This is a genomic window from Microbacterium sp. X-17, from assembly GCF_039615055.1.
This window is the reverse complement of record NZ_JBDHNI010000008.1, coordinates 1-23,496: the sequence shown is the minus strand read 5'-3', so window position 1 is coordinate 23,496 and position 23,496 is coordinate 1. Positions and strand designations below refer to the sequence as shown.

The window sequence follows — 23,496 nt, the reverse complement described above, 5'->3', positions numbered from 1 at the left end:
TACCATATCGGGCGATTCAGCCGCGGAATACGTGGTGATTCGGCGTTTTGAGTGTCGATTCCGACAGTCGGCGAAATCTACTTCGCCAGCCACTCCTTCAGCCGAGGCAGCGGCCACGTCGTCACGATCCGCTCCGCCGGCACCCCGTTCGCCGCCGCCCGCGCCGCGCCGTAAGCGAGGAAGTCGAGCTGTCCCGGCGCATGCGCGTCGGTGTCGATCGAGAACAGGCAGCCCGCGTCGAGCGCCCGCTGGATGAGGTCGTCCGGCGGGTCCTGTCGCTCCGGCCGCGAGTTGATCTCGACCGCGACGCCGTTCTCCGCGCACGCCGCGAACACCGCGTCGGCGTCGAACTCGCTCGGCGGCCGGGTCCCGCGCGACCCCTGCACCAGCCGTCCCGTGCAGTGGCCCAGCACGTTCGTGTGCGGGGCGCGGATGCCGCCGAGCATCCGGGCGGTCATGGTGCGGCTGTCCGCGCGCAGCTTGGAGTGCACGCTCGCCACCACGACATCCAGCCGGTCGAGGAGGGCGGGGGTCTGGTCGAGCGTGCCGTCCTCCAGGATGTCGACCTCGATGCCGGTCAGGAGGGTCACGCTGCCGGTGTCGAGGCCGGCGATGATGTCGAGCTGCTCCTCCAGCCGCTCGGCGCTCAGGCCGCTGGCGACCGTGAGCGTGGGGGAGTGGTCGGTGATCGCCTGGTACTCGCGCCCCAGCGTCGCGGCGGCGGCGGCCATCACCTCGATGGGCACGGTGCCGTCCGACCATTCGGTGTGGCTGTGGAGGTCGCCGCGCAGCTGGGCGCACAGCTCGGCCCCGCCGGCGTCGAGCGGCTCAGCGTTGCGCTCGCGGAGGTCGGCCAGGTAGGTCGGGACCTCCCCCTCGACGGCCTGCGAGATGACCTGGAAGGTGCGGTCGCCGATCCCCTTCGTGCGCTTGAGCCGTCCGTCCGCGACGCGTGCGGCGACCTCGGGCGTGCCGAGCGGCGCGATGATCGCGGCGGCCTTCCGGAACGCCTGGACTTTGAAGGACGGGGCGAGCTCGCGCTCCAGCCAGAAGGCGATCTCGTTCAGCGCTGCGACCGGTTCCATGCCCTCATGCTCCCACCCTGCCGGCGGTTACGGGGCGTTACGGGCGAGGGCGGCGGTGCGGGAGGCCGCCGCTAGCGTCGGAGGGTGAGCACCGCGATCGAGAACCTGGGCCGCGAGTCCCGCCTCTACGAGCCGAGCGCCGGGTTCGCCGCGCAGGCGAACGTCGGGCCGGACGTGTTCGCCGAGGCCGCCGCCGACCCGGTCGCGTTCTGGGAGCGCCAGGCCGCCCGCCTCGACTGGGCCGAGCCCTGGCGCACCGCCCACACCTGGGAGCCCGCCACCCCCGGCCCCGACGGCGAGCTCAGCATCCCGCGCGCCGAGTGGTTCGCCGGTGGAAGACTGAACGCCGCAGTCAACTGCGTCGACCGGCACGTCGCCGCCGGCCACGGCGACCGCGTCGCGCTGCACTTCGAGGGCGAGCCGGGCGACCGCGAGACCGTCACCTACGCGGACCTCCAGCGCCGCGTCGCCAGGGCCGCCAACGCCCTCACCGCGCTCGGAATCGGGGAGGGCGACCGCGTCGTCGTCTACCTTCCGGTGCTTGCGGAGACGGTCGTCATCACGCTCGCCATCGCGCGGGTGGGCGCCATCCACTCGCTCGTGTTCGGCGGCTTCTCGGCGGAGGCGCTGCGGTTCCGGGTGGAGGACACCGGGGCGAAACTGCTGGTGACCTCGGACGGGCAGTTCCGCCGCGGCGAGGCGGTGCCGGTGAAGGCGCAGGCCGACGCCGCCGTCGCGGGCGTCGACGCGGTAGAGCACGTGCTGGTCGTCCGCCGCACCGGCGAACTCACCCCGGACGTCCCGTGGACGCCCGGCCGCGACGTCTGGTGGCACGACGTCGTCGACACCGCCCCCGACGTTCACGAGCCCCGCTTCTTCGACGCCGAGACCCCGCTGTTCATCATCTACACCTCCGGGACCACCGGGAGGCCGAAGGGCGTCGTCCACACCACCGGCGGCTACCTCACCCAGGCGTCGTGGAGCCACTGGGCGCTCTTCGACGCGAAGGACTCCGACGTCTACTGGTGCACCGCCGACCTCGCCTGGGTGACAGCGCACACCTACGTCCTCTACGGCCCGCTGTCGAACGGCGCGACATCGGTCATCTACGAGGGCACCCCGAACACGCCCAGCGCCGGCCGGCACTTCGAGATCATCGAGCGCTACGGCGTGACGACGTACTACACGGCGCCCACGCTCATCCGCACCTTCATGAGCTGGTTCCCGGACGGGCTCGCCGCGGCCGGCCCCTGGGACCTCTCCAGCATCCGGCTCCTCGGCACAGTGGGGGAGGCCATCAACCCGGAGGTCTGGGTCTGGTTCCGGGAGCAGCTCGGCGCCGGCCGCGCGCCCGTGGTCGACACCTGGTGGCAGTCGGAGTCCGGCGCGGCCATCGTCGCCCCGCTGCCCGGTGTCACCGCGCTGAAGCCCGGCTCGGCGACACTGGCGGTGCCCGGCGTGACGGTGCGCGTGGTGGATGAGCGCGGGGAGGACGTGCCGCGCGGCTCCGGCGGCTCCATCGTGATCGACGGCACCTGGCCCGCGATGTCACGCACGGTCTGGGGCGACCCGGAGCGCTACCGCGACTCCTACTGGAGCGCGTTCGCCGACCGGGGCTACTTCCTCGCCGGCGACGGCGCGGCGGTGGACGACGACGGCTACCTGTGGCTGCTCGGGAGGCTGGACGACGTCATCAACGTCTCCGGCCACCGGCTGTCCACCATCGAGATCGAGTCGGCGCTGGTCGCGCATCCGTCCGTCGCGGAGGCCGCCGTGGTCGGCGTCGGCGACGCGACCACCGGCCAGGCGGTGGCGGCGTTCGTCATCCCGGCCGGGGCGCTCGATCCCTCCGGCCTGCGCGACCAGGTGGCCCGCGCGATCGGCGCCATCGCGAAGCCGCGCCACGTCGTGGTGGTCGACGACCTCCCGAAGACGCGCTCCGGCAAGATCATGCGGCGGCTGCTGGTCGACCTGTTCGACGGGCGGCCGCTCGGCGACACGACCTCCCTGCAGGACGAGACGGTGCCGGGGCGGATCGCGGAGGTGCTCGCGGCGCGGTCGCAGTGAACTCGGCGGAGCGGGTCAGTCCCGCTCCAACCCCACGAACATGGTCTCGTGGAGCACGGCGACGTGCCGTTCTGCGAGCGCGACAGCGGTCTGCGGGTCGTGGCCGCGGATCGCGGCGGCCAGCGCGGCGTGCTCGGCGTTGACCTCGTGGAGGTAGGCGATCGGGTAGGGGATGAAGTACGCGTAGAGGCGCCGCAGGGTCTCCTCGTACAGGCCGACGAGCGCCGGACGGCCGGCGGCGCGCGCGACCGCCAGGTGGAACCGCTCGTCCGCGGCGTGGTATTCGGTCCAGTCCTGGGCGGTGGCGGCAGCGGCGACCGCTGCGTCCAGCTCGGCGAGGTCCTCGTCGCTGGCGGCCACGGCGGCCAGGTGCGTCAGGCTCGTCTCGGCGAGCAGGCGCTGGTCGATGAGGCGGTGCACCTGTTCCGCGTCCGCGCGATAGGTCTCGACCGCGGAGCCGGCGCCGGCTGTGGCTGCGGGCGCGGCCTCCGCGACGAACGTGCCGCCCGAGCGGCCCCTGACCCGCCGGAGCAGGCCCTCCTCGGCCAGGCTCTTGATCGCGCGCCGCGCGGTGATCTCGCTGACGTCGAGGGCGGCGGCGACGTCCGCGTCGCTCGGGAGCTGCTCGCCGGGCGCGAGCAGCCGCAGCTCGACCGCGAGTGCGATGCGCGCGCGCACGGTGTCGACGGCCGAGAGCCGCGTGATCCCGGCCACGGCAGGGCCCGTCAGTGCGGGCACGGCCGTGTGCGTGAGCGTGCCGGGAGCGTCTCCGGTCATGGCGTCCAGCATAGGGAGATCACCGGGGGTGGACAAATTCGATCATAATGATCTATTTTATTTCCCAGCAGTTCCGCAGCATCCCCGTCCCCGCCCATCCCGACCAATGGAGGTCCGCAATGCCGGGTCAGCTCACCGTTGCAGCCGTCCAGTCGGCGCCCCGTGCGATCGGAGCCGAGCTCGAGCCGTTCGCCGCCGACGTGGCCCGCCACGCGGCCGCGGGCGCCCGCCTCGTCGTCTATCCCGAGCTCCACCTGTTCGGGGCCGATCACCTGCCGGAGTCGGTGCGGAACACTGCGCTCGGCGCGTCGGCCGTCCCCCTGGACGGCGAGCTGGTGCGCACCCTCGGCGCGATCGCCGCCGATGCGGGCGTCTGGCTGGTCCCCGGCAGCGTCTGCGAGCGCGGCCCGCAGGGCGAGCTCTTCAACACCGCGCTCGCGTTCGCCCCGGACGGCGCGCTCGCCGCGAGCTACCGCAAGATCTTCCCGTGGCGTCCCTTCGAGCCGTACGTGCCTGGAGACCGTTTCGTCGTGTTCGACCTCGACGGCAGCACCGTCGGGCTCGACATCTGCTACGACGCCTGGTTCCCCGAGGTCAGCAGGCACCTGGCCTGGCTGGGCGCGGAGGTCATCGTGAACGTCGTGAAGACGACCACACCCGACCGCGAGCAGGAGGTCGTGCTCGCGCGGGCCAACTCCATCGCGAACCAGGTCTTCACCGTGAGCGTCAACACCGCCGGCCCGGTCGGTCGCGGGCGCTCGATCGTCGTCGACCCCGAAGGCGCCGTCCTCGCGGAGTCGGCGGGGGATGAGGAGACCGTCCTCGCCCTCGCGCTCGACCTCGACCGGGTCGCCCACGTCCGGGAGTACGGCACCGCCGGCGTCAACCGGATGTGGTCGCAGTTCCGCCCAGAGGACGCGGCGATCCCGCTGCCGCTGTACGCGGGACGGATCGACCCGCGCGACTGGGCCGTCCAGTCCCGCGCCCTCCCGAGCACCACCCTCTCCCGTCAGCCTCTCCTCTGAAGGAACCCGGCATGTCCACTGCTCCTGCTCCTGCTCCCGCTCAGCCCTCGCTGGCCCGGACCCTGCGCCTCCCGTCCCTCGTGCTCTTCGGCCTCGCATACATGACGCCGCTGATCGTCCTCGGCATCTTCGGCGTCGTCGCCGAGACCACCGGGGGCGCGAGCGCGTCCGCCTACCTCGTCGCGCTGGTCGCGATGCTGTTCACCGCCTCCAGCTACGGCAGGATGGCCGCCGCCTACCCCGTCGCCGGCTCGGCCTACACCTACGTGCGGCGCACCATCGATCCACGGGTCGGCTTCCTGGTGGGCTGGGCGGTGCTGCTCGACTACCTGTTCCTCCCGATGGTCATCTGGCTGATCGGCGCCGCTTACCTGGAAGCGCAGTTCCCCGCCGTCCCGGGCTGGCTGTGGATCCTCGGCTTCATCATCGTGACGACGTTGCTGAACATCCTCGGCATCAAGGTCGCCGACCGGACGAACTACATCCTGATGGCGTTCCAGGTGCTCGTCATCGTCGTGTTCGTCGGGCTCTCGATCGGATCGGTCGTCGCGCGTCAGGGTGCGGGCGGCCTGATCTCGGCCGGGCCGTTCGCGAACCCGACTGCGTCGTTCCAGGGCGTCACAGCGGGCGCCGCGATCGCGGCCTACTCCTTCCTCGGCTTCGACGCCGTGACCACGTTCACGGAGGAGACGATCGAGCCGCGCAAGACCGTGCCGCGCGCCATCCTGCTCATCGCCCTGATCGGCGGCGTGATCTTCATCCTGGTGTCATACACGACCCAACTCGTGCACCCCGGCGGCCAGTTCCACGACGCGTCGTCCGCCGCGTTCGACATCGCGATCACCATCGGCGGCAACGTATTCGGCTCGATCTTCATCGCGGGCCTGGTGGTCGCGCAGTTCGCCTCCGGCCTCGCCGCGCAGGCCTCCGCCGCCCGCCTGATGTTCGCGATGGGCAGGGACGGAGCGCTGCCCCGCAAGGTGTTCGGCGAGATCAGCCGTCGGTTCCGCTCACCGGTCGTGAACCTGGTGATCATCGGCGTCGTCGGGCTGGTGGCGATGTTCCTGGATGTCGCGACCTCCACCTCGTTCATCAACTTCGGCGCCTTCGTCGCCTTCACGATGGTGAACGTGTCCGTGATCGTCTACTACTTCCGCCAGCGGCGTGAGGGCCACCGCCACAACGCGATCCTCTACGTGGTGCTGCCCGCGATCGGCGCGATCATCACCGGCTACCTGCTGACGAGGCTGGACATCAACGCCATCGTGCTCGGACTGAGCTGGCTGGTGATCGGCGTCATCGTGCTCGCCTTCGTGACGAAGGGCTTCCGCCAGCTTCCTCCGGAGATCGCGTACGACGAAGCCGATGCGGAAACCGCAGACGAGACGCGGCCGGCCGCTCCGGCCCCTGCTCCGGCCCCGGTGGCGACGGAGGCCGCCCCGGCCCCGGCCAGGGAGTAGGCGTGCGGCTCGCGCTCGCGCAGCTCGCGTCGGACGACGACGTCGCAGGCAACCTCCGGGCTGTCGGCGACGCCGTCGCGCGCGCGGCGGACCGGGGAGCGGAGCTGGTGCTGCTGCCGGAGTACGCGATGTACGAGAAGAAGATGGTGGACGCGACCTTCGCGGGCGTGGCCGAACCGCTCGACGGCCGCTTCGGTTCCGCCGTCGCCGGGCTGGCGGCCTCCCGGCGCGTGACGATCGTGGCGGGGCTCGTCGAACGGTCGTCCGACGGCGCCGACCCCCGGCCGTTCAACACCCTGGCGGCGTTCGGCCCGGACGGCAGCCTCCTGGCCCGGTACCGCAAGATCCACCTCTTCGACTCGTTCGGCTTCCGGGAGTCGGAGTGGATCGCCCCCGCCCCCGAGCCGGAGCCGGTGGTCTTCGAAGCGGGCGGGCTGACTGTCGGCCTGATGACCTGTTACGACCTCCGCTTCCCCGAGCTCGGCCGCGCGCTCGCCGACGCCGGCGCGGACCTGCTGGCGGTGTGCTCGTCGTGGGTGCCTGGCCCGCACAAGGTCGACCAGTGGCGGACGCTCGCGCGGGCACGCGCGATCGAGAACGGCTGCTTCGCCGCTGCGGTGTCGCAGGCGGAGCCGATCTCGGTGGGCCACAGCCTGCTCGCCGACCCGCACGGCGATGTGATCGGGGAGGCGGGGGACTCGTCGGAGGTGCTGCTCGGCGACGTGGACCCGGCCGAGGTGGTCGCCGCCCGCGAACGCGACCCGGCCCTGCGGCTGCGGCGGCTCTGAGTCAGGACCGTTCCACTCGGTCATCCCGCCGCCGCGGACCGGAACAGGGCGAAGGAGGTCTCGCCGACGATGACGCTCTCGCCATCGTGGAGGGCGAGCTCCGGGTCGCTGGACAGCTCCAGTTCCCAGTGCGCGCCCGGCGGGTCGGGCAGCACGAACTCCACCCCGTTCCCGGCCGCGTTGAGCAGCAGGAGGAAGGAGTCCGCCCCCTCGTGCATGAGCACGAACGCGATCGAGCGCGCCTCCGGGTCGGCCCAGTCTTCGTCGGTGAACGACTCCCCGTCCGCACGCACGATCCGCACGGTGTCCGGGCCGCCCACGTCGGGCGCGTGCCGGTACCACTCGGGCCGGAGGGCCGGCTCCGTGCGGCGCAGGCGGATGAGCGTCGCCGTGAACGCGTGCAGGTCCCAGTCGGCGTTCGCCCAGTCGTACCAGGAGATCTCGTTGTCCTGGCAGTACGCGTTGTTGTTGCCCTGCTGGGTGCGGCCGAGCTCGTCGCCGCCGAGGATCATCGGGACGCCGGCCGAGAGCAACACCGTCGCGAGGAAGTTCTTCCGCTGCCGGACGCGGACGGCGAGGATCTCCTCGTCGTCGGTCGGGCCCTCCACGCCGTAATTGCGCGAGCGGTTGTCGGACTCCCCATCGCGGTTGTCCTCCCCGTTCGCCTCGTTGTGCTTCTCGTCGTAGCTGGTGAGGTCGGCCAGCGTGAAGCCGTCGTGGGCGGTGACGAAGTTGACGCTCGACAGCGGCGCGCGGCGGGAGTCCTCGTAGATGTCCGGGCTGCCGAGCACGCGCTGTGCAAGCGTCCCGAGCACGCCGGGGGTGCCGCGCCAGAAGTCGCGCACGTCGTCGCGGAACTGCCCGTTCCACTCCGACCAGTCGGCCGGAAACCCGCCGAGCTGGTACCCGGCGGTGTCCCACGGCTCGGCGATCAGCTTGACGCGCGCGAGGGTCGGGTCCTGCTGGATGAGTGTGAGGAACGCGCTGTGCAGGCTGGCGTCGCCGCCCTGCCGGGTGAGCGTGGTGGCCAGGTCGAACCGGAATCCGTCGATGTGGTAGTCGTCCACCCAGTAGCGCAGCGAGTCCATGATGAGTTGCAGGGCGGCCGGATGGCTGACGTTGACGCTGTTCCCGGTGCCGGTGGTGTCGAAGTAGTGCGCGCGGTCGCCCTCGACGAGCCGGTAGTAGGAGGGGTTGTCGATGCCCTTGAAGCTGTAGGTCGGCCCGAGGTCGTTGCCCTCGGCGGTGTGGTTGTAGACGACGTCGAGGATGACCTCCAGGCCGGCCGCGTGCAGCGCCTTCACCATGCCCTTGAACTCGTCCACCTGGTGCCCGGTGTCGCCCGTGGCGGCGTACTCGTTGTGCGGCGCGAAGAAGCCGATGGAGTTGTAGCCCCAGTAATTGCGGAGGCCCTTCTCCTGGAGGTGCGGGTCCTGCACGAACTGGTGCACGGGCATGAGCTCGACCGCCGTGACCCCCAGGTTCTTGAGGTACTCGACGGCGGCCGGGTGCGCGAGGCCGGCGTAGGTGCCGCGGAACTCCTCCGGCACCCACTCCATCAGCTTGGTGAAACCCTTGACGTGGGTCTCGTAGATGATGGTCTCGCTGAGCGGCGTGAACGGGCGCTCGTGGTCGCCCCAGTCGAACTCCTGCGGGTCGACGACGACGCCGAGCGCGACGTGCCGCTTCCCGTTGGTGTCGCTGCGCCGCTTGGGCCTGCCGAGCTGGTGGCCGAACACGGCCTGGGAGTTGTCCCACGACCCGGTGACGGCGCGGGCGCGGGTCGGCAGTAGGACCTTCGCGGGCGAGAAGCGCAGCCCGTTGGCGGGATCCCAGGGTCCGGCGACCCGGAGGCCGTAACGCGTGCCGGGGACGAGGCCCTGCACGTAGCCGTGGAAGACATGCCCGGTCCGGTTGGTGAGCTCGGTGCGGGTCTCCCGGCCGCGCGCGTCGAAGAGCGAGACGTAGACGTTGTCCGCGTTCTCGCTGTAGACGGCGACGTTGGCGCCGCCCTCGACGAGCGTGATGCCGAGCGGATACGGCGCGGAGCCGTCGCCGCTCACCGGACCGCCTGGGACGTGCTGCGGTGCGCGACGCTGGTGGGCGCGGGGTCGCTGAGCTGGGGGCAGAGCTGGGGCACGGTGCCTCCGATGATCGGTAGACCGACACCCTACCTGCGCGCGTGGCGGCGGCGGAAGCGGTTGACAGCGGTATCGGGGCCAGCTAGGCGGCCGCGACGTACTCCTGCCGCACGGCGCCACCCGTGGCGTATTCGATGAAGCCGAAGTCCTGATCGGAGTTCAGGATCACGGCGTCGTTCGCCACGGCGTACGCGGCGATGAGGCAGTCGAACGCGCCCGCGGCGCGCACGGCACCGTTGTCCCAGAGGGATTGCTGGATGCCGAGAGCCTCGCTCTCACTGGGGTGCTCCCAGGCTTCGAGAAACCCAGCCATGTGCTCCCGCAACTTCTCGTACTCTTCGGGAGAACGGGCGGAGTGGCAGTACTCCAGAACCTGCGGTGGGCAGGTGATGAGCAGATGCTGGGGGGTGACTTCCCTCAGTCGCCGCGCGATAGCCGGGCTGCTGGAAACCTTCTGCCAGATGCTGTTGTCGACGAGATAGGTGGTCACGAGTCGACCCCGGTGCCCGGTATGAACGTCGGCCTGATGGTCGGAGCGTCGATCTGGTCCGGCTCGAATCGGTGGGCGATGATGCGCTCGACAGCTGCCTGCTGACGGTGCATCGCGACCAGCCTCCGGAGCGCGATGTCGACGGCCTCCCGATTGGAGGATGCACCCGTGGTCGCCTTCGCCTGCGCGAGCAGATCCGGATCGATGTCGATCGATGTGATGGCCATGACCTCCCCCTCAAAGCTATATAGATCACTATATAGGTCTGCCGGGGGCGTTGCGTACAGCATTCTGTTCACCTCTCTACTTTTCTGACGCGGACCGCGCCGTCGAACACGGCCTCCGTGACCGTCTCATCCGCGGCGGCGGGGAGGCCGCTCCCGCTGAGTGCCGCCTCCACGCGGAGCCCGGCGCGGGTGAACCCGAACATGCCATCCACGCAGCTGACATCGGTCGCGCGCGCGTCGGCCGGCAGCCCGCGGCGCAGCTCGATGAGGCGGCGGTACCAGGCGAGCAGGCGGGCGTGCGTCGGACGGCCGGGTTCGGTCCAATCAAGGCGGGCGCTTTCGAAGGTGGCCGGGTCCTGCGGGTCGGGGACCACGTCCGGGTCCCAGCCCATCCGGGCGAACTCGGCGATCCGGCCGGCGCGGGTGGCCTCCGCCAGCTCGGGCTCGGGATGCGAGCTGAAGAACGGCCACGGCGTGGTCGCGCCCCACTCCTCGCCCATGAACAGCATCGGCGTGAACGGGCCGAGCAGGATCAGGGCGGCGGCGACCGCGAGGCGCCCCTCGTCGAGCGTCGCGGTGAGCCGGTCGCCCACGGCGCGGTTGCCGATCTGGTCGTGGTCCTGGCTGAACGCGACCAGCCGGGTGAACGGGATGTCGGCGTCGAGCGGCCGGCCATGGTTCCGTTCGCGGAAGCTCGACCAGCCGCCGTCGTGGAAGAAGCCGCGCTCGAAGACCCTGATCAGCGCCTGCGGCCCGGCGAAGTCGCCGTAGTACCCGCTCGTCTCTCCGGTCAGGTTGACGTGGACGGCGTGGTGCACGTCGTCGTCCCACTGGGCGTCGAGGCCGTAGCCGTGGCTGCGCCGCTCGCGGATCAGCTTCGGGTCGTTGAGGTCGCTCTCGGCGATCAGGGTCGCCGGCCGGCCGGTCGTCTCGCGGATGCCGGCGGCCTCCCGCGCGAGCGCCTCCAGGATGTGCTCGGCGCTGCTGTCGTGGAGTGCGTGCACGGCGTCCAGGCGCAGGCCGTCGACGTGCATGTCGCGCAGCCAGTACCGGGCGTTGTCGAGGATGAGCCGCCGGACCTCGCCTGAGTGCGGCCCGTCCAGGTTGACGGACGAGCCCCAGGTGTTCCGCCCCTCGCTCAGGTAGGGGCCGAACATCGGGAGGTAGTTGCCGCTCGGCCCGAGGTGGTTGTAGACGACGTCCTGGATGACCGCGATCCCGCGGCCGTGACACGCGTCCACGAACCGCTGGTAGGCGTCGGGACCTCCGTACGGCTCGTGCACCGCGAACCAGAGGACCCCGTCGTAGCCCCACCCGTGCGGCCCGTTGAACGCGTTGACCGGCAGCAGCTCTACAGCCTCCACACCGAGGTCCACGAGGTGGTCGAGCCGAGCGGCCGCGGCGTCCAGCGTGCCCTCGGGCGTGAAGGTGCCGAGGTGGAGCTCGTAGATCACGCGGCCGGTGAGCGTGCCGGGGCGCCAGTCGTCGTCGGTCCAGGCGAAGGCGTCAGGGTCCCAGGTGCGGCTGAGCGCGTGGACGCCGCCGGGCTGACGCCGCGAGCGCGGGTCGGGGAACGGGCCGGCTCCGTCCACCACGAAGCCGTAGTCGAGGGCGGCGTCACCGCCGTCGAGGGGTGCGGGCAGACGCCACCACCCGCGCTCGTCCTTCTGGAGCGGATGCCTCCCGGATCCGGCGACCTCGACCTCCACCGCACCGGCGTCCGGCGCCCACACCGGGAAGGTGCGGTCGCGGAAGTCGTCACCCATCACGCCGCCCCGCGCGCTCATCGGACCACCGCCAGCAGCGCGACCGGGTACCGGTCGAACAGCTCGGCGAGCCGGGCCCGGCCGCGCACCTCGCGTCCGGTCAGCTCGTTCCGATAGGTCGCCGGTCCCAGGTCGACCGCGGTGTCGCCCCAGCCTCCCGCCTGAGCCAACCCGACCGGCAGCCGGGTGGCCAGCGTGACGGCGCCGCCGCGGTCGAACGCCACGAGGTGCTCTGCGCGCTCGCCGTCCGCCGTCACGGGCCGGTACTCGGCGAAGAGCTCCGGTCTTTCGCGGCGCAGCCGCAGCGCTCGGGAGGTCACGAGCAGTTTCGCCGCTCCCGAGGAGTCGATGGGCGGGGCCCAGCCGTCATCGAGGTGGGCGAGCAGCCCGGCCGCGGCGTCGAACTCCACCGGGCGGCGGTTGTCCGGGTCGACCAGCGACCGCTCCCAGCGCTCCGAGCCCTGATAGACGTCCGGGATGCCGGGCATGGTCAGCTGGACGAGCTTCGCGCCGAGGCCGTTGCTCGCACCCGGCGCCTCGACGATCGCGGCGATCGCCGCGACCTCCGCGGCCACGCGCGGGTCGTCGAACGCCGCGTCCACCAGTTCGCCCATGGCGTCCTCGAAGGCGGCATCGGGGTCGGTCCAGCTCGTGCTCGCGCCGGCCTCCCGCGCGGCCTTGAGGGCGTACGCCTGGAGGCGCTCCCGCGACGCGGGCCACGCTCCGACGATCGACTGCCAGAGCAGGTTCTCCAGCGACCCGTCGCCGATCGACACGCGCTGGCGGACCGCCGCGAGGAACCGGCCCCAGCGCTCGGGCAGCTCCGCGAGCACAGCGATGCGCGCCCGGGTGTCCTCGCTGCGCTTGGTGTCGTGCGTGCTCAGCGTCGTCAGCGAGTGCGGGAGGTCGGCCAGGCGCTGCTGCTGCAGGCGGTGGAAGTCCGCCACAGCCACGGCGAACTCCGCCGGGTCGCCGCCGACCTCCGTCAGGGACGCCAGCCGGGTGTACCGGTAGAAGGCGTTGTCCTCCACGCCCTTGGCCATGATCGCGCCGCTGGTCTGCTGGAAGCGCGCGGAGGCCGCCCCCAGGTTGCTGTCGGGGTCCGGCGCGAAGGCCGTGCCGAGTTCCTGCAGCGCGTCGGCGAGGTCCGGCCGCGTGGCGGAGGCCGCGTCGAGCGCCGCCCGCAGGTGGTCATCGCCGAACGGGAGGTAGCTCCGATAGACCGGGAAAGCCGCAGCCAGCTCGGCCACGGCGTCGGCGAGGGGGTCGGAGGCGGCACCCTCCCCGCCCAGGTCGCGCACGACCCGCAGCACTTCCGACCGCAGGATCCCGTCGGCCGCCGCCCGCTTGCGGCGATGCACCAGCCCCGGCCAGTCCCTGCTCTCCTCGCGCGCGTCGTGCTCCTCCGCGAGCGCCGTCAGTGGCTCCTCGCCCGACGGGTCGACGAACACCCGATCCACGAGCCCGAGCGCGTCGTACCCGGTCGTGCCGGCGATCGGCCAGCTCGGGATCCGCTCGTCGCCCTCCAGGATCTTCTCCACCCAGACCGGTCGCCCATCGGCCAGGTCGGCGAGCCGCCGAAGGTAGTCTCCGGGGTCGCGGAGGCCGTCCGGGTGATCGACGCGGAGGCCGTCCACGAGCCCTTCGCGCACCCAGCGCGCGATCTCGGCGTGCGTGTCGTCGAAGACCCGCGGATCCTCCACCCGCACCCCGGCCAGCGAGTTCACTGCGAAGAACCGGCGGTAGTTCAGCTCGGCGTCGGCCCGGCGCCACGAGACCAGCTCGTAGTGCTGGCGGGCGTGAACCTCGCGCGGCGACGCGAACTCGGTGCCGGGAGCGATCGGGAACCGGTGGTCGTAATAGCGCAGCTCGCCGTCCACGACGCGCAGCGCGTCCTCCTCGTCCGGCCCGTCGCCGAGCACCGGGAGGCGCAGCCGGCCGCCGCCGAACGCCCAGTCGATGTCGAAGTGCCCGGCGTACGCGGACTCCTGGCCGAAGCGGAGCACATCCCACCACCACGGGTTCTCGTGCGGCACGGCGACGCCGAGGTGGTTGGGCACGATGTCCACGATGACCTGGAGGCCGCGCCGGTGGGCCGCGTCCGCGAACTCGCGCAGCGCGTCCGGGCCGCCGCGCGACTCGTCCACCCGTGTGGGGTCGACCACGTCGTAGCCGTGCGCCGACCCCGCGGACGATTGCAGCAGCGGCGACAGGTAGACGGCGCCGACGCCCAGACGCCGCAGGTAGCCGAGCACTTGCGCGGCGTCCCTCAGCGTGAAGTCGGGCGTGATCTGGAGGCGGTAGGTGCTTTTCGGGACGTCGTGGCTCACACCAAGGATTCTTTCGCGCGGCGAACCCCGCTGGAAGGGGCTGGACATTCCCGTGGATAACTCGCGCTCGCACGCGCCTGTGGAGGACTGAGGGGATTGAAAAACCCGTCCGGCTGTGCACCCTGGACCGGCGCACGACACCGTGGGAGCGTCGGGACGACCTGATCGAAAGGGGATAACGATGGGACTCGACGACAAGATGGAGAACGCCGCGGAGAACGCGGGCGGCAAGGCCAAGGAGGCCACCGGCAAGGCGACCGGCAACGAGCGCCTGGAGGCCGAGGGCAAGGGGGACCAGGCCAAGGCCGACCTCAAGAACGCCGGCGAGAAGGTGAAGGACGCCTTCAAGCACTGACGTCCTCCACGAGTCGCCCCCGCCCAGATGGGCGGGGGCTCTCGCGTTAACGGCTCAGGAGGGCAGGGCCGCTCAGGAGGGCAGGGCCGCGATCGCGCTGATCTCGATCAACGCCCCCGGCACCCCCAGCCCCGCGACGCGCGACCCGGTCACGAGCGGCGGCGCGCCCTCCCGGGCGAGCTGGGGCGCGATTGCCCCGTACGCCGCGCCGAGGTCGGCGGAGGCGTCGATGAGGACGAACCACTGCACCACATCGTCGAGCGTCGCTCCCGCCGCCGCGAGGGCGGCCTTCGCGTTGTCGAGGGCGCGCGCGGCCTGCGGGCCGACCTCCGGCGACACGAGCGTGCCGGTCTCGTCGACGCCGTTCTGGCCACCGAGGTAAACGGTCGCCGATCCGGCGGGGACGACGGCGACGTGGCTGAAGGCGGGACTGCGGACGAGCCCGTCCGGCTGGAGGAAGGTGACGGCCATGACGTCATCCTGCCAGCGACCACCGACCTCCGGACAGTGATTGGGCAGGTGAAATCCTGCATGTTTGCTCGCGCGTGACCGTGGAGCCGACCGGGGGAGGACCGCGCGGACACCGGATACTCGCATCCATGAAACCGCAGTCTCGTGGCGTCCCGTCCGATGCCGGGCCGACCGTGCCGCACGTCGAGCGCGCGACCAGCGTGGTGACCGGACAGCCGATCCTCATCCGCTGCGAGTGCCCGCTCGGACGCGACCATACCTACGCCGAATGGCAGGAGCGGTTCGGCAGCGGCGCCACGACCGAATGACGGCGGACGGAGGAGCGCCGTGTGCAGATCGTCTGGTTCCGCCCGCTGCGCGCATGGATTCTGTGAGGATGCGCGCCACCGCGCCCGTGGCGGCGTAGACCGATATCCGTGACGACGATCGAGCGACCTCCCGTGCGCGGCAGGGCGAGCCGGTTCTTCGAGGGAGCCCACCGCTGGGGCTGGTTCGAGGAGACCTCCGCGCTGTACACGGCGCGCACGGGTGTTTGCGCGCGCCGGCTGTTCCTCTATCCGCCCGGGACCACCTCCGCCGAGCGCCGCGCCATCGTCTTCCGGCGGCGCTGGCCGACCGTCGGCGGCCTGCTCGCCCTCCTCCCCGCGCTCGTGCTCGCGCCCGCTCCGGCGGTGACGGCGATCGGAGCGCTGGTTGCCGTCTACCTCGCGGGCTTCATCGTGGCCGCGGTGCTGACGCGCCGGGTGTGGAGGGAGTGCCGCGTGATCCGCTGCTCCACCGTCGCGGTCGGCGACCGGTACGAGACGTACGGCGACGAGCACCTGGTCACGGCCTCCCTCGCGTCGCTGCTCGCACTGGAGCGCGCGCGGGACGAGGGCCGGATCGACGAGGTCGGCTTCGAGCTCGGCTGGAGCCGCGTGTACGACCTGGCGCACGCCCGTCGCGCGGAGTAATTTGCGCTGCATGGGCGACCGTGTCGAGCGCGCCCGGGCGCTGCGTCGCGTCGGGCTGGGAGTGCTGTTCGCCGTCCTCGCGCTGATCTTCACGGTCGCGGTCACCGTGCTCATCCCGACTGAGGGCGAGAACCCGCGGGCGTGGGGGATCGTCGTGTGCGGGGTCGTGACGGTCGCGGTCTGCGCCCGGCTCGCACTGCGCAACTGGAGGCTGCTCAAGCACTACCGCGGGGACGACCTCCCGGTCGCACACGCCGTCCACCGGCGCCTGCTGCACCACTGACCCGGACAGGTCACGGCAGCAGGATCACCTTGCCGCCGGGATGCCCCGACTCCACCAACCGCGCGGCGTCGGCGGCCTCCGTCAGCGGGAACGTCCGCGCGATGTCCACCTCCAGCCCGCCCTCGGCGATGAGGGCGAGGGCGAGCGCGTAGGCGTCGTCGCGCAGCCGCAGCTCGTCGGCCGTCAGCGGGACGGGGTTCCCGCCTCCCCACGCGCGGATGCCCAGCTCGGCCGCGCGCGGCCCGACCACGATCGTGCCGATCCGCGAGCGGTCGTCGACGAGCGCGAAGGAGGCCTCCAGCGCCTCGTCGGAGCCGATGGCGTCGAGGATGAGGTCGTACCCGTCTGGCGCGGCGGCCCGCAGGCGGTCCAGCAGCCCGTCGCCGTACGCCACGGGGGTCGCCCCGAGAGCGCGCAGTCGCTCGTGATTCGCCGGCGACCCGGTCGCGATCACGGTCGCGCCCATCCGGCGGGCGAGCTGGATCGCCACCCTCCCGACGCTGCCGGAGCCGCCGTGGATGAGCAGCGTCGTCCCCGGCCCGACGCCGAGCGAGACCAGCACCTGGTGCGCGGTGCTCACCGGGACGCCGATCGCCGCCGCCTGCTCCCAGCTCACCGCGGCCGGCTTGCGCACGAGGTGGGAGGCCGGTGCGACCAGGTGCGTGGTGTAGGCGCCGCGTGCGTTGCGGACGACCACCTCGTCGCCGGGCGCCCAGCCGTCCACGCCGGCCCCGACCGAGAGCACGACCCCTGCTGCGTCGCTTCCCGGCACGCGGGGCGCGGTGATCGGGGCGCTCGGCCGGCCGCCGCTGCGCAGCTTGCCGTCGATCGGGTTCACGCCGACGGCGCGCACCTCCACGACCACGCCGTCGTCGGGCGCGACCGGGTCCGGGACCGTCGCCACCTGGAGGACCTCGGGACCGCCGAGCCGGTCGTACTGGATCTGCGTGGCCATGCGGGGGTCCTTCCGTCGCGGGTGATCGTCCTTTCGAGTCAACCAGGGCGGCGGCGGATTGTTTCCCCGCGCGTCAACGGCTCGCGAACGCCGCCCGGTAGCGCGTGGGCGGCACGCCGACCTCCGAGTCGAAGTGGTGGCGCAGCAGCGTGGCGCTCGCGAACCCGCTGCGCCGCGCGACCTCCTCGACGGGGATGTCCGTGGTCTCCAGCAGCAGCCGGGCATGGAGGACACGCTGCGTGGTCAGCCACTGCATCGGCGGCACCCCGGTCTCGGCGACGAAGCGGCGCGAGAAGCTCCTGGTCGACATGTGGGTCCTGGCCGCGAGGCCGGACACGGTGTGGTTCTCGTCCAGCGTGGTGCTCAGGTGTTCCAGCAGCTCGCTGAAGGTGTCGTCCTCGCAGTCGGACACCGGCCGCTCGATGTACTGCCGCTGGCCGCCGTCACGCTGCGGCGGCACGACCATGTTGCGCGCGATCGTGTTGGCGACCGCGCTGCCGAGCTCGCGCCGCACCAGGTGCAGGCACGCGTCGATCCCGGCAGACGTGCCGGCGCTGGTGATGATCGTGCCGTCGTCGATGAAGAGCACATCCGGGTTCACCCGCGCGAGCGGGAAGCGGCGCTGGAGGGCGTCGGCGTAGCGCCAGTGCGTCGTGCTCTCGCGGCCGTCGAGGAGGCCGGCGGCGCCGAGCACGAACGCGCCGGAGCAGACGCTGAGCAGGATGGCGCCGCGGGCGTGCGCGCGCCGGAGCCCGTCGAGCAGCTCCTCCGGGTACTCGTCGCGGATGGTGGCGGCCGGCACCGCGATGAGGTCGGCGTCCTCCATCGCCTCCAGCCCGTATGGCGCGATGAGCTGCACGCCGGTCTCGTTGCGGATCGGCTCGCCCGGGGTCGCCGAGCAGACCCGGAAGTCGAACGGCTCGATCCCCGCATAGCTGCGGTCGAGGCCGAACACCTCGCAGATGACGCCGAACTCGAACATCGCGAACTCGTCGATGACGGGCACGGCCACGCGCTTCAACATGCCTCCGAGTGTACTGGCCGTATCTTTGCGAAGATAGACCTGAAGCCACATGGTGGCCGAATATTTTCGGTCGTAACGTTGATGACATGGCAAACGGAACCTGGATACAAGGAATGGAACACGGCTGGGTGGCCCGCCCGGTCAAGACCAACGGCGGCGAGCCCATCCCGCCGCGCCGTCGCCGCTTCGTGCTGAGCGACTGGCTCCCCGCGGCGGTCGCCGCGCGTGGCGGGCGCGTCACCCGCGAGACCGAGCGCGGCCTCGCCGACCTGCGGGCAGCGCAGGACGCGCGCACGACCGGACGCTGAGCGACGGCGGCCCGCGGACTCCCGCCGCGGGCGCCGCCTAGGCTGGTCCGATGGAGATCAGCGCATCCGGATTCCTCTTCGACATGGACGGCACGCTCGTCGACTCGCACGCCGTGGTCGAGGCCGTCTGGAGCGAGTTCGGCCGGCGTCACGGCCTCGACCCTGCGGAGATCCTCGCCTACGCGCACGGCAGGCAGGCCGTCGACACCGTCGCGCACTTCCTGCCCGGCCTTCCCGCCGAGCGACGGGCTGAACTAGTGGCCGGGCTCGTCGCCGAGGAGCTCACGCGCACCGACGGCATCGTGGAGGTGCCGGGAGCCGCCGCGCTGCTGGCGGCGCTCGCCGAGGCGGGCGTGCCCGTCGCGATCGTCACGAGCGCGCCGCGCGAACTCGCCGTCGTGCGCCTGGAGGCGGCGGGCGTCCCCGTCCCGGCCGTGCTGGTGGCCGCGGAGGACGTGTCGCGCGGCAAGCCCGACCCGCAGGGCTACCTCCTCGCCGCCGAGCGTCTCGGCGTGCCGATCGACCGGTGCGTCGTGTTCGAGGACGCCGAGGCCGGCCTAGTCGCCGCCGTCGCGTCGGGGGGCCGGGTCGTCGTGGTCGGTGGCCACGTGTCGGCGACGACCGACGGACTGGAGCGCCTCCGGGATTACACCGGCGCCGTGCCCGGTGTCGTGGGGGCCTCGCTGCCGTCCTGACCCGGGGAGGCAGGGGTTGACGCCTCCCTCAACGCGATCTATTCTTTTATCAACCGATTGATTGATAAATGGACAGGTTGATAACGATGGACGACGAGCTCGACCGGGCCTTCGCGGCCCTGTCCGACCCGGTGCGGCGCGCGATGGTCGCGCGGCTCAGCCGGGGGCCGGCGACGGTCAACGAGCTGGCCGAGCCGTTCGAGATCAGCCTGCAGGCGGTGTCCAAGCACATCAGCGTCCTCGAGTCCGCCGGGCTCGTGTGGCGCACCCGCGAGGCGCAGCGCCGCCCTGTGCACCTCGACGCCGCCGCGCTGGAACGCCTGACCTCGTGGATCGACCGGTACCGCCTGGAGGCCGAGCAGCAGTACCGCAGGCTTGACGCCCTGCTCGCCGCGCCCCCGGCATCCTCACCAGAACAGAGCAAGCGAACCAAGGAGAAGGAATCATGACCAACCCTGTCGTCATCGATGCCGTACCCGGCACCTCGTACGCCGACATCACGCGGGAGTTCGAGGCGCCGGTGGAGGCCGTCTTCCGCGCCCACGCCGACCCCGACCTGTACGTGCAGTGGATCGGCCCCCGCAGCCTCGACAACACGATCACCCACTGGGACTTCCGCACCGGAGGCGGCTACGCCTTCGAGCAGAAGGACGCCGGCGGCGACGTCTATGCGTTCCGCGGCGTCATCCACACGGTCGTCGAGAACGAGCTCATCATCCAGACCTTCGAGTTCCTCGGAGCGCCCGACCAGGTGAGCCTCGACCTCCTGCGCTTCGAACCGCTCCCCGGCGGCCGCACCCGGCTCGCGGGCCACTCGGTGTTCCCGTCGAAGGAGGCGCTGGAGGCGATGATCTCCTCGGGCATGGAGTACGGGATGCGCGAGGGCTACGAGAAGCTCGACGAACTCCTGGCGAGGGGCTGACCGCGATGACCAGGGTCGTCGCCGACATCACCGTCTCGCTGGACGGCTACGTCACCGGCCCGGACGCCGGCCCCGGCAACGGACTCGGCACCGGGGGAGAGCCGCTGCACCGCTGGGTGTTCTCCGACGACCCCGACGACAAGCGCATCCTCGCGGCGGCGACGAAGCGCTCCGGCGTCGTGGTCATGGGCCGCAACCTCTTCGACGTCGTGGACGGCCCGGGAGGCTGGAGCGACGACCTCGGCTACGGCGCCACGGAGGTCGGCAAGCCCCCGTTCCTGGTGGTCACGAGCTCGGCCCCGCCCGCCGTGCGCCTCACCGGACTGGACTGGACGTTCGTCACCACCGGCCTGGAGGACGCCGTCGCCGCCGCCCGCTCGCGCGCCGAAGCGGTGTCCGCGGAGCGCGGAGCCGACCTGGACGCGGTCCTCATGGGCGGCGGCGCCCTCGTCGGCTCGGCGCTCGCCGCGGGCCTGGTCGACACGCTCGTCCTGCACCTGTCACCGATCATCCTCGGCGCAGGCACCCCCCTGTTCACCGGGTCGCGGCCGCGTCAGCTCGTGCAGCGGGAGGTCGTGGTCACCACGACGGCGACGCACCTGACGTACGACCTCGAGTGAACGCGCTGCTCGTTTGAGCAGAACGCGTTGCGGTGCGCACGTCATGGCCGCGACGTGCCAAGCTCTTGAATAGTGAGGCGGGCCGCGACTGGCGACAACGGCCGGCGGCCCGCCCACTTATCCGACGCGGCGCTGAGAGCGCTACTTCTCGCGGATATCGCGCGTCGCCTACTCCGTACCGAGTGGCCGCAGCGCCCCGTTTCCGAGCACGGCCCACGTTGTCGGAGGCGCGACGGCTAAGACCCAATGAAAAAGCCCCGGCTCTCCGCCGGGGCTCTCTCTACTGTCTCAACCAGTGTGCGCCACCAGGGAATCGAACCCCCAAACCTTCTGATCCGTAGGCTGGGTGGCTCTACTTCTGGCGGTGTTCAAGCGCCGCGACGCGGGTCTCCAGCGAGAACACCGCGCCGAGAAGCTCGACCATCATGTCGCCGGGGTCGATGGCCCCGTCTACGTCGTGACTCGCCTTAATGAATGCCACGAGGTTCGCAGTGATCGGGTAGTCCTCGGGAGGCAGTGCGAGATGCATGCGATCGAGGAAGTCGCCGAAGGTTTCGTCGGCCCCCTTCGGGCGCTGGTAGTCGCTCGTCGCTCTCGCGAATTCGTCACTGTCCATGAGCGCAGCCTAGCGGCCGGGACCAGGCATGAGCTCGGAGTACATGACGGATGCCGAGTGGAGGCTTTCGTTCAGCTCGTGCACAGCGACAAGCTCGTAGAGCGGACTGTCGCATAGTCGAGCACCGCTAATGCGAGCCCTTCTTGTGCCACCTTTGAATCTTTCGATCCGCGCGGGTCATCACATTGAACCTAGGCAGGCGCACCCGCTGGGACCTGCTCGACGCTTCGTCCCACTCGACTGTGAGCCAGATCCTCTTCAACCCCTGGTTGGGGAAGCTGAACGGTTTGCTTTCGGACTCGGGGGCGAGGTCCTCGATGTTCACAGCCAAGTATCCACGCTTGCCGAATGTGTGGGTCAGGCTGACGTTGGTCACGCGATTTGGCCCTCTGTTGCGCATTACGTACGGAACTTCGGTCCCGTCGTCCCCCCTTATCAAGCTTGCACGCAGCTCGCGAGTGAGCCAATCCTGCGAGAGAACGATGCGCCACGGTCGCCAGCGCAAGTAGCCGGAACGAACGACATTCACGACTTCCTCGCGGACCGGCTTAATCAGCCCCACAATGGCGGCGGCCAGCAGGACAAACCCGCCAAACCACCCGAAGTACTCCATGAAGCGGAGCATAGCCACGACCCGACCTGGTACCCCGCATTGGGGCGCGGAAGCCGGTCGTTCTGTGCCGATGTCGTACGTCGCCCACGCCGTCCCGAGTGGGCCGCAGAGCCCGTATTCCGAGCGTGGTCCACTTCGTCTGGTGCGCGACGTTGACGACCCAACGAAAAAGCCCCGGCTCTCGCCGGGGCTTCCTCTACTGTCTCAACCAGTGTGCGCCACGAGGTGTCTGGGTTCACGACATAGGCGACAGTTGATAGGTGACACATGAGTCGCGTCATAGGCGACAGTCGCTCTCGTGTCGAAGAACCGGGTCGCCGTTTTGAAGGTCGTTTCCAAGCAGCTCACCGTCGCCGCGGCGTCGGCTGAGTATGGGATGAGCCGCCAGCATCTACATCGACTCCTTGCCCGTTATCGCCAGGGCGGCTTGGACGCGGTCGAGCCGCGCTCTCGGGCACCACATACCAGCCCGCAGCAGACCGCCCCCGAAGTCAGGGAGCGGGTCGTGCAGCTGCGGCAAGAGCTGATCGGGAACGGGTTGGATGCCGGCCCGGCCACCATCGCATGGCACCTCGAGCACGAGGGCCTACCCGCACCATCCACCTCGACCATCCGGCGCATCCTCCACGAGGCCGGGCTCGTGGTGCCCGAGCCGCGCAAACGACCACGCTCCTCCTATATCCGCTTCCAAGCCGCGCAACCAAACGAGACCTGGCAGTCCGACTTCACCCACTGGCGCCTGGCCGACGGCACCGATATCGAGATCCTGAACTGGCTGGACGACCACTCCCGCTACCTGCTGGCCTGCACCGCCCACCGCCCGGTCACCGGAGACGATGTCGTCGCCATCTTCTTGAACACAACCGAGAACTACGGCGTCCCGGCCTCCACCCTGACCGACAACGGACGCGTTTATACCGCCCGCTTCGGCGGCGGCCGCAACGCCTTCGAATACCTGCTCCCGCTCCTGGGCGTCACCCAGAAGAACGGCTCACCAGGCCACCCGCAAACCCAGGGCAAGATCGAACGCTTCCACCAAACGCAGAAACGGTGGCTCGCAGCCCGCCCCGCCGCCCACGACCTCGCCGAGATGCAAGCCCAGCTCGAAACCTTTCGCGACCACTACAACGAGCAACGCCCCCACCGCGCCCTGAACCGATCAACACCCGGGCAGGCCTACCGGGCAACCCCGAAGGCCCTCCCCGCTGAACCCCGCACCCCTGGCCACTACCGGATCCGCTACGACCACGTCGACCAGCACGGCAAAATCAGCCTCCGCCGCGCCGGCCGCATGCACCACCTCGGCATCGGCGCCGACCACCGCGGCACCCGCGTCCTCGCCCTCGCCGACGACGCCACCATCACCGTCATCGCCCTACACACCGGCGAGGTGCTCTCCACCCACACCATCGACCCCACCCGCAGCTACTGGCGCAACCAACAGAAGGAGCCCGGCCGATGGCCGGGCTCTCTCTGAGTAACCAATGTCGCGACTCATCTGGAACACATGTCCCGACTCATCACA

At 70.9% G+C, this 23,496-nt stretch carries 26 protein-coding genes; 14 read left to right on the top strand and 12 right to left on the bottom strand.

The window, feature by feature from the left end; genetic code table 11:
• Positions 1-77: 77 nt before the first annotated feature.
• Positions 78-1,085, bottom strand: a complete 1,008-nt coding sequence (locus tag ABCS02_RS31000; RefSeq protein ID WP_345839571.1) for a PHP domain-containing protein — start codon at positions 1,083-1,085, stop codon at positions 78-80.
• 84 nt (positions 1,086-1,169) lie between these two features.
• On the opposite strand from ABCS02_RS31000, the gene acs reads away from it, so the two are divergent.
• Complete coding sequence (gene acs / locus ABCS02_RS30995; protein WP_345839570.1) at positions 1,170-3,152, top strand: acetate--CoA ligase; 1,983 nt, start codon at positions 1,170-1,172, stop codon at positions 3,150-3,152.
• Between the two features lie 15 nt (positions 3,153-3,167).
• Here acs and ABCS02_RS30990 read toward each other — a convergent pair whose 3' ends face one another.
• Complete coding sequence (locus tag ABCS02_RS30990) at positions 3,168-3,929, bottom strand: FCD domain-containing protein (RefSeq protein ID WP_345839569.1); 762 nt, start codon at positions 3,927-3,929, stop codon at positions 3,168-3,170.
• Positions 3,930-4,048: 119 nt separating this feature from the next.
• On the opposite strand from ABCS02_RS30990, the gene ABCS02_RS30985 reads away from it, so the two are divergent.
• Genes ABCS02_RS30985 through ABCS02_RS30975 form a run of 3 tightly spaced genes read left to right on the top strand, consistent with a single transcriptional unit; the run spans position 4,049 to position 7,202 of the window.
• A complete protein-coding gene (locus tag ABCS02_RS30985; RefSeq protein WP_345839568.1) occupies positions 4,049-4,954 on the top strand; it encodes a carbon-nitrogen hydrolase family protein in 906 nt (301 codons plus the stop codon).
• 11 nt (positions 4,955-4,965) lie between these two features.
• Positions 4,966-6,414, top strand: a complete 1,449-nt coding sequence (locus ABCS02_RS30980; protein WP_345839567.1) for an APC family permease — start codon at positions 4,966-4,968, stop codon at positions 6,412-6,414.
• Between the two features lie 2 nt (positions 6,415-6,416).
• Positions 6,417-7,202 carry a carbon-nitrogen hydrolase family protein gene (locus ABCS02_RS30975; protein ID WP_345839566.1) on the top strand — a complete coding sequence of 262 codons (786 nt, stop codon included), beginning with the start codon at positions 6,417-6,419 and terminating at the stop codon, positions 7,200-7,202.
• Positions 7,203-7,222: 20 nt separating this feature from the next.
• Here ABCS02_RS30975 and glgX read toward each other — a convergent pair whose 3' ends face one another.
• The 5 genes from glgX to treY all read right to left on the bottom strand — a co-directional run bounded on the left by glgX (position 7,223) and on the right by treY (position 14,156).
• The gene (gene glgX, locus ABCS02_RS30970) at positions 7,223-9,265 is read right to left on the bottom strand and encodes a glycogen debranching protein GlgX (RefSeq protein WP_345839565.1); all 2,043 of its coding nucleotides are present in this window, start codon (positions 9,263-9,265) and stop codon (positions 7,223-7,225) included.
• Between the two features lie 160 nt (positions 9,266-9,425).
• The gene (locus ABCS02_RS30965) at positions 9,426-9,833 is read right to left on the bottom strand and encodes a VapC toxin family PIN domain ribonuclease (RefSeq protein WP_345839564.1); all 408 of its coding nucleotides are present in this window, start codon (positions 9,831-9,833) and stop codon (positions 9,426-9,428) included.
• The gene (locus tag ABCS02_RS30960; protein WP_345839563.1) at positions 9,830-10,060 is read right to left on the bottom strand and encodes a type II toxin-antitoxin system VapB family antitoxin; all 231 of its coding nucleotides are present in this window, start codon (positions 10,058-10,060) and stop codon (positions 9,830-9,832) included. Before ABCS02_RS30960 ends, ABCS02_RS30965 begins: the two co-directional genes overlap by 4 nt.
• A 68-nt stretch (positions 10,061-10,128) precedes the next feature.
• Positions 10,129-11,847: a malto-oligosyltrehalose trehalohydrolase gene (gene treZ, locus ABCS02_RS30955; protein ID WP_345839562.1), complete on the bottom strand. Its 1,719-nt coding sequence runs from the start codon at positions 11,845-11,847 to the stop codon at positions 10,129-10,131.
• Positions 11,844-14,156, bottom strand: a complete 2,313-nt coding sequence (gene treY, locus ABCS02_RS30950; protein WP_345839561.1) for a malto-oligosyltrehalose synthase — start codon at positions 14,154-14,156, stop codon at positions 11,844-11,846. The genes treZ and treY overlap by 4 nt, the downstream gene beginning before the upstream one ends.
• Before the next feature lie 181 nt (positions 14,157-14,337).
• Between treY and ABCS02_RS30945 the strand changes: the two genes are divergently transcribed.
• Positions 14,338-14,511, top strand: coding sequence for a CsbD family protein (locus tag ABCS02_RS30945; protein ID WP_345839560.1), 174 nt, complete (start codon positions 14,338-14,340; stop codon positions 14,509-14,511).
• Positions 14,512-14,583: 72 nt separating this feature from the next.
• Here ABCS02_RS30945 and ABCS02_RS30940 read toward each other — a convergent pair whose 3' ends face one another.
• Positions 14,584-14,982, bottom strand: coding sequence for a Rid family hydrolase (locus tag ABCS02_RS30940; RefSeq protein WP_345839559.1), 399 nt, complete (start codon positions 14,980-14,982; stop codon positions 14,584-14,586).
• Between the two features lie 128 nt (positions 14,983-15,110).
• On the opposite strand from ABCS02_RS30940, the gene ABCS02_RS30935 reads away from it, so the two are divergent.
• From ABCS02_RS30935 to ABCS02_RS30925, 3 genes are all read left to right on the top strand, one after another.
• The gene (locus ABCS02_RS30935) at positions 15,111-15,290 is read left to right on the top strand and encodes a hypothetical protein (RefSeq protein WP_345839558.1); all 180 of its coding nucleotides are present in this window, start codon (positions 15,111-15,113) and stop codon (positions 15,288-15,290) included.
• Between the two features lie 108 nt (positions 15,291-15,398).
• Positions 15,399-15,935, top strand: coding sequence for a DUF6611 family protein (locus ABCS02_RS30930; RefSeq protein ID WP_345839557.1), 537 nt, complete (start codon positions 15,399-15,401; stop codon positions 15,933-15,935).
• Between the two features lie 10 nt (positions 15,936-15,945).
• The gene (locus ABCS02_RS30925) at positions 15,946-16,218 is read left to right on the top strand and encodes a hypothetical protein (protein ID WP_345839556.1); all 273 of its coding nucleotides are present in this window, start codon (positions 15,946-15,948) and stop codon (positions 16,216-16,218) included.
• 10 nt (positions 16,219-16,228) lie between these two features.
• On the opposite strand, the gene ABCS02_RS30920 is transcribed toward ABCS02_RS30925, so the two are convergent.
• Both ABCS02_RS30920 and ABCS02_RS30915 read right to left on the bottom strand, forming a co-directional pair.
• On the bottom strand, positions 16,229-17,173 hold the full coding sequence (locus ABCS02_RS30920; RefSeq protein WP_345839555.1) for an NADP-dependent oxidoreductase: 945 nt from the start codon (positions 17,171-17,173) through the stop codon (positions 16,229-16,231).
• Positions 17,174-17,246: 73 nt separating this feature from the next.
• On the bottom strand, positions 17,247-18,197 hold the full coding sequence (locus tag ABCS02_RS30915; RefSeq protein WP_345839554.1) for a helix-turn-helix domain-containing protein: 951 nt from the start codon (positions 18,195-18,197) through the stop codon (positions 17,247-17,249).
• Positions 18,198-18,310: 113 nt separating this feature from the next.
• Here ABCS02_RS30915 and ABCS02_RS30910 point away from each other — a divergent pair, with 113 nt between their 5' ends.
• From ABCS02_RS30910 to ABCS02_RS30890, 5 genes are all read left to right on the top strand, one after another.
• The gene (locus ABCS02_RS30910) at positions 18,311-18,505 is read left to right on the top strand and encodes a hypothetical protein (RefSeq protein ID WP_345839553.1); all 195 of its coding nucleotides are present in this window, start codon (positions 18,311-18,313) and stop codon (positions 18,503-18,505) included.
• A gap of 50 nt (positions 18,506-18,555) precedes the next feature.
• Positions 18,556-19,200, top strand: coding sequence for an HAD-IA family hydrolase (locus ABCS02_RS30905; protein ID WP_345839552.1), 645 nt, complete (start codon positions 18,556-18,558; stop codon positions 19,198-19,200).
• An 86-nt stretch (positions 19,201-19,286) separates the two neighbouring features.
• Positions 19,287-19,649 (top strand): metalloregulator ArsR/SmtB family transcription factor, encoded by a 363-nt coding sequence (locus ABCS02_RS30900; RefSeq protein WP_345839755.1) that lies wholly within the window; start codon positions 19,287-19,289, stop codon positions 19,647-19,649.
• On the top strand, positions 19,646-20,122 hold the full coding sequence (locus ABCS02_RS30895; RefSeq protein ID WP_345839551.1) for an SRPBCC family protein: 477 nt from the start codon (positions 19,646-19,648) through the stop codon (positions 20,120-20,122). Before ABCS02_RS30900 ends, ABCS02_RS30895 begins: the two co-directional genes overlap by 4 nt.
• A 5-nt stretch (positions 20,123-20,127) precedes the next feature.
• Positions 20,128-20,742, top strand: a complete 615-nt coding sequence (locus ABCS02_RS30890) for a dihydrofolate reductase family protein (RefSeq protein ID WP_345839550.1) — start codon at positions 20,128-20,130, stop codon at positions 20,740-20,742.
• Between the two features lie 352 nt (positions 20,743-21,094).
• Here the strand turns inward: ABCS02_RS30890 and ABCS02_RS30885 are convergent, their stop codons facing one another.
• Together ABCS02_RS30885 and ABCS02_RS30880 are read right to left on the bottom strand one after the other, a co-directional pair.
• Positions 21,095-21,358 carry a hypothetical protein gene (locus ABCS02_RS30885; RefSeq protein ID WP_345839549.1) on the bottom strand — a complete coding sequence of 88 codons (264 nt, stop codon included), beginning with the start codon at positions 21,356-21,358 and terminating at the stop codon, positions 21,095-21,097.
• Between the two features lie 127 nt (positions 21,359-21,485).
• Entirely contained in the window at positions 21,486-21,971 is a 486-nt protein-coding gene (locus ABCS02_RS30880) for a hypothetical protein (protein WP_345839548.1), read from the bottom strand.
• A 298-nt stretch (positions 21,972-22,269) separates the two neighbouring features.
• On the opposite strand from ABCS02_RS30880, the gene ABCS02_RS30875 reads away from it, so the two are divergent.
• A complete protein-coding gene (locus ABCS02_RS30875) occupies positions 22,270-23,448 on the top strand; it encodes an IS481 family transposase (protein WP_345839547.1) in 1,179 nt (392 codons plus the stop codon).
• Positions 23,449-23,496 lie beyond the last annotated feature (48 nt).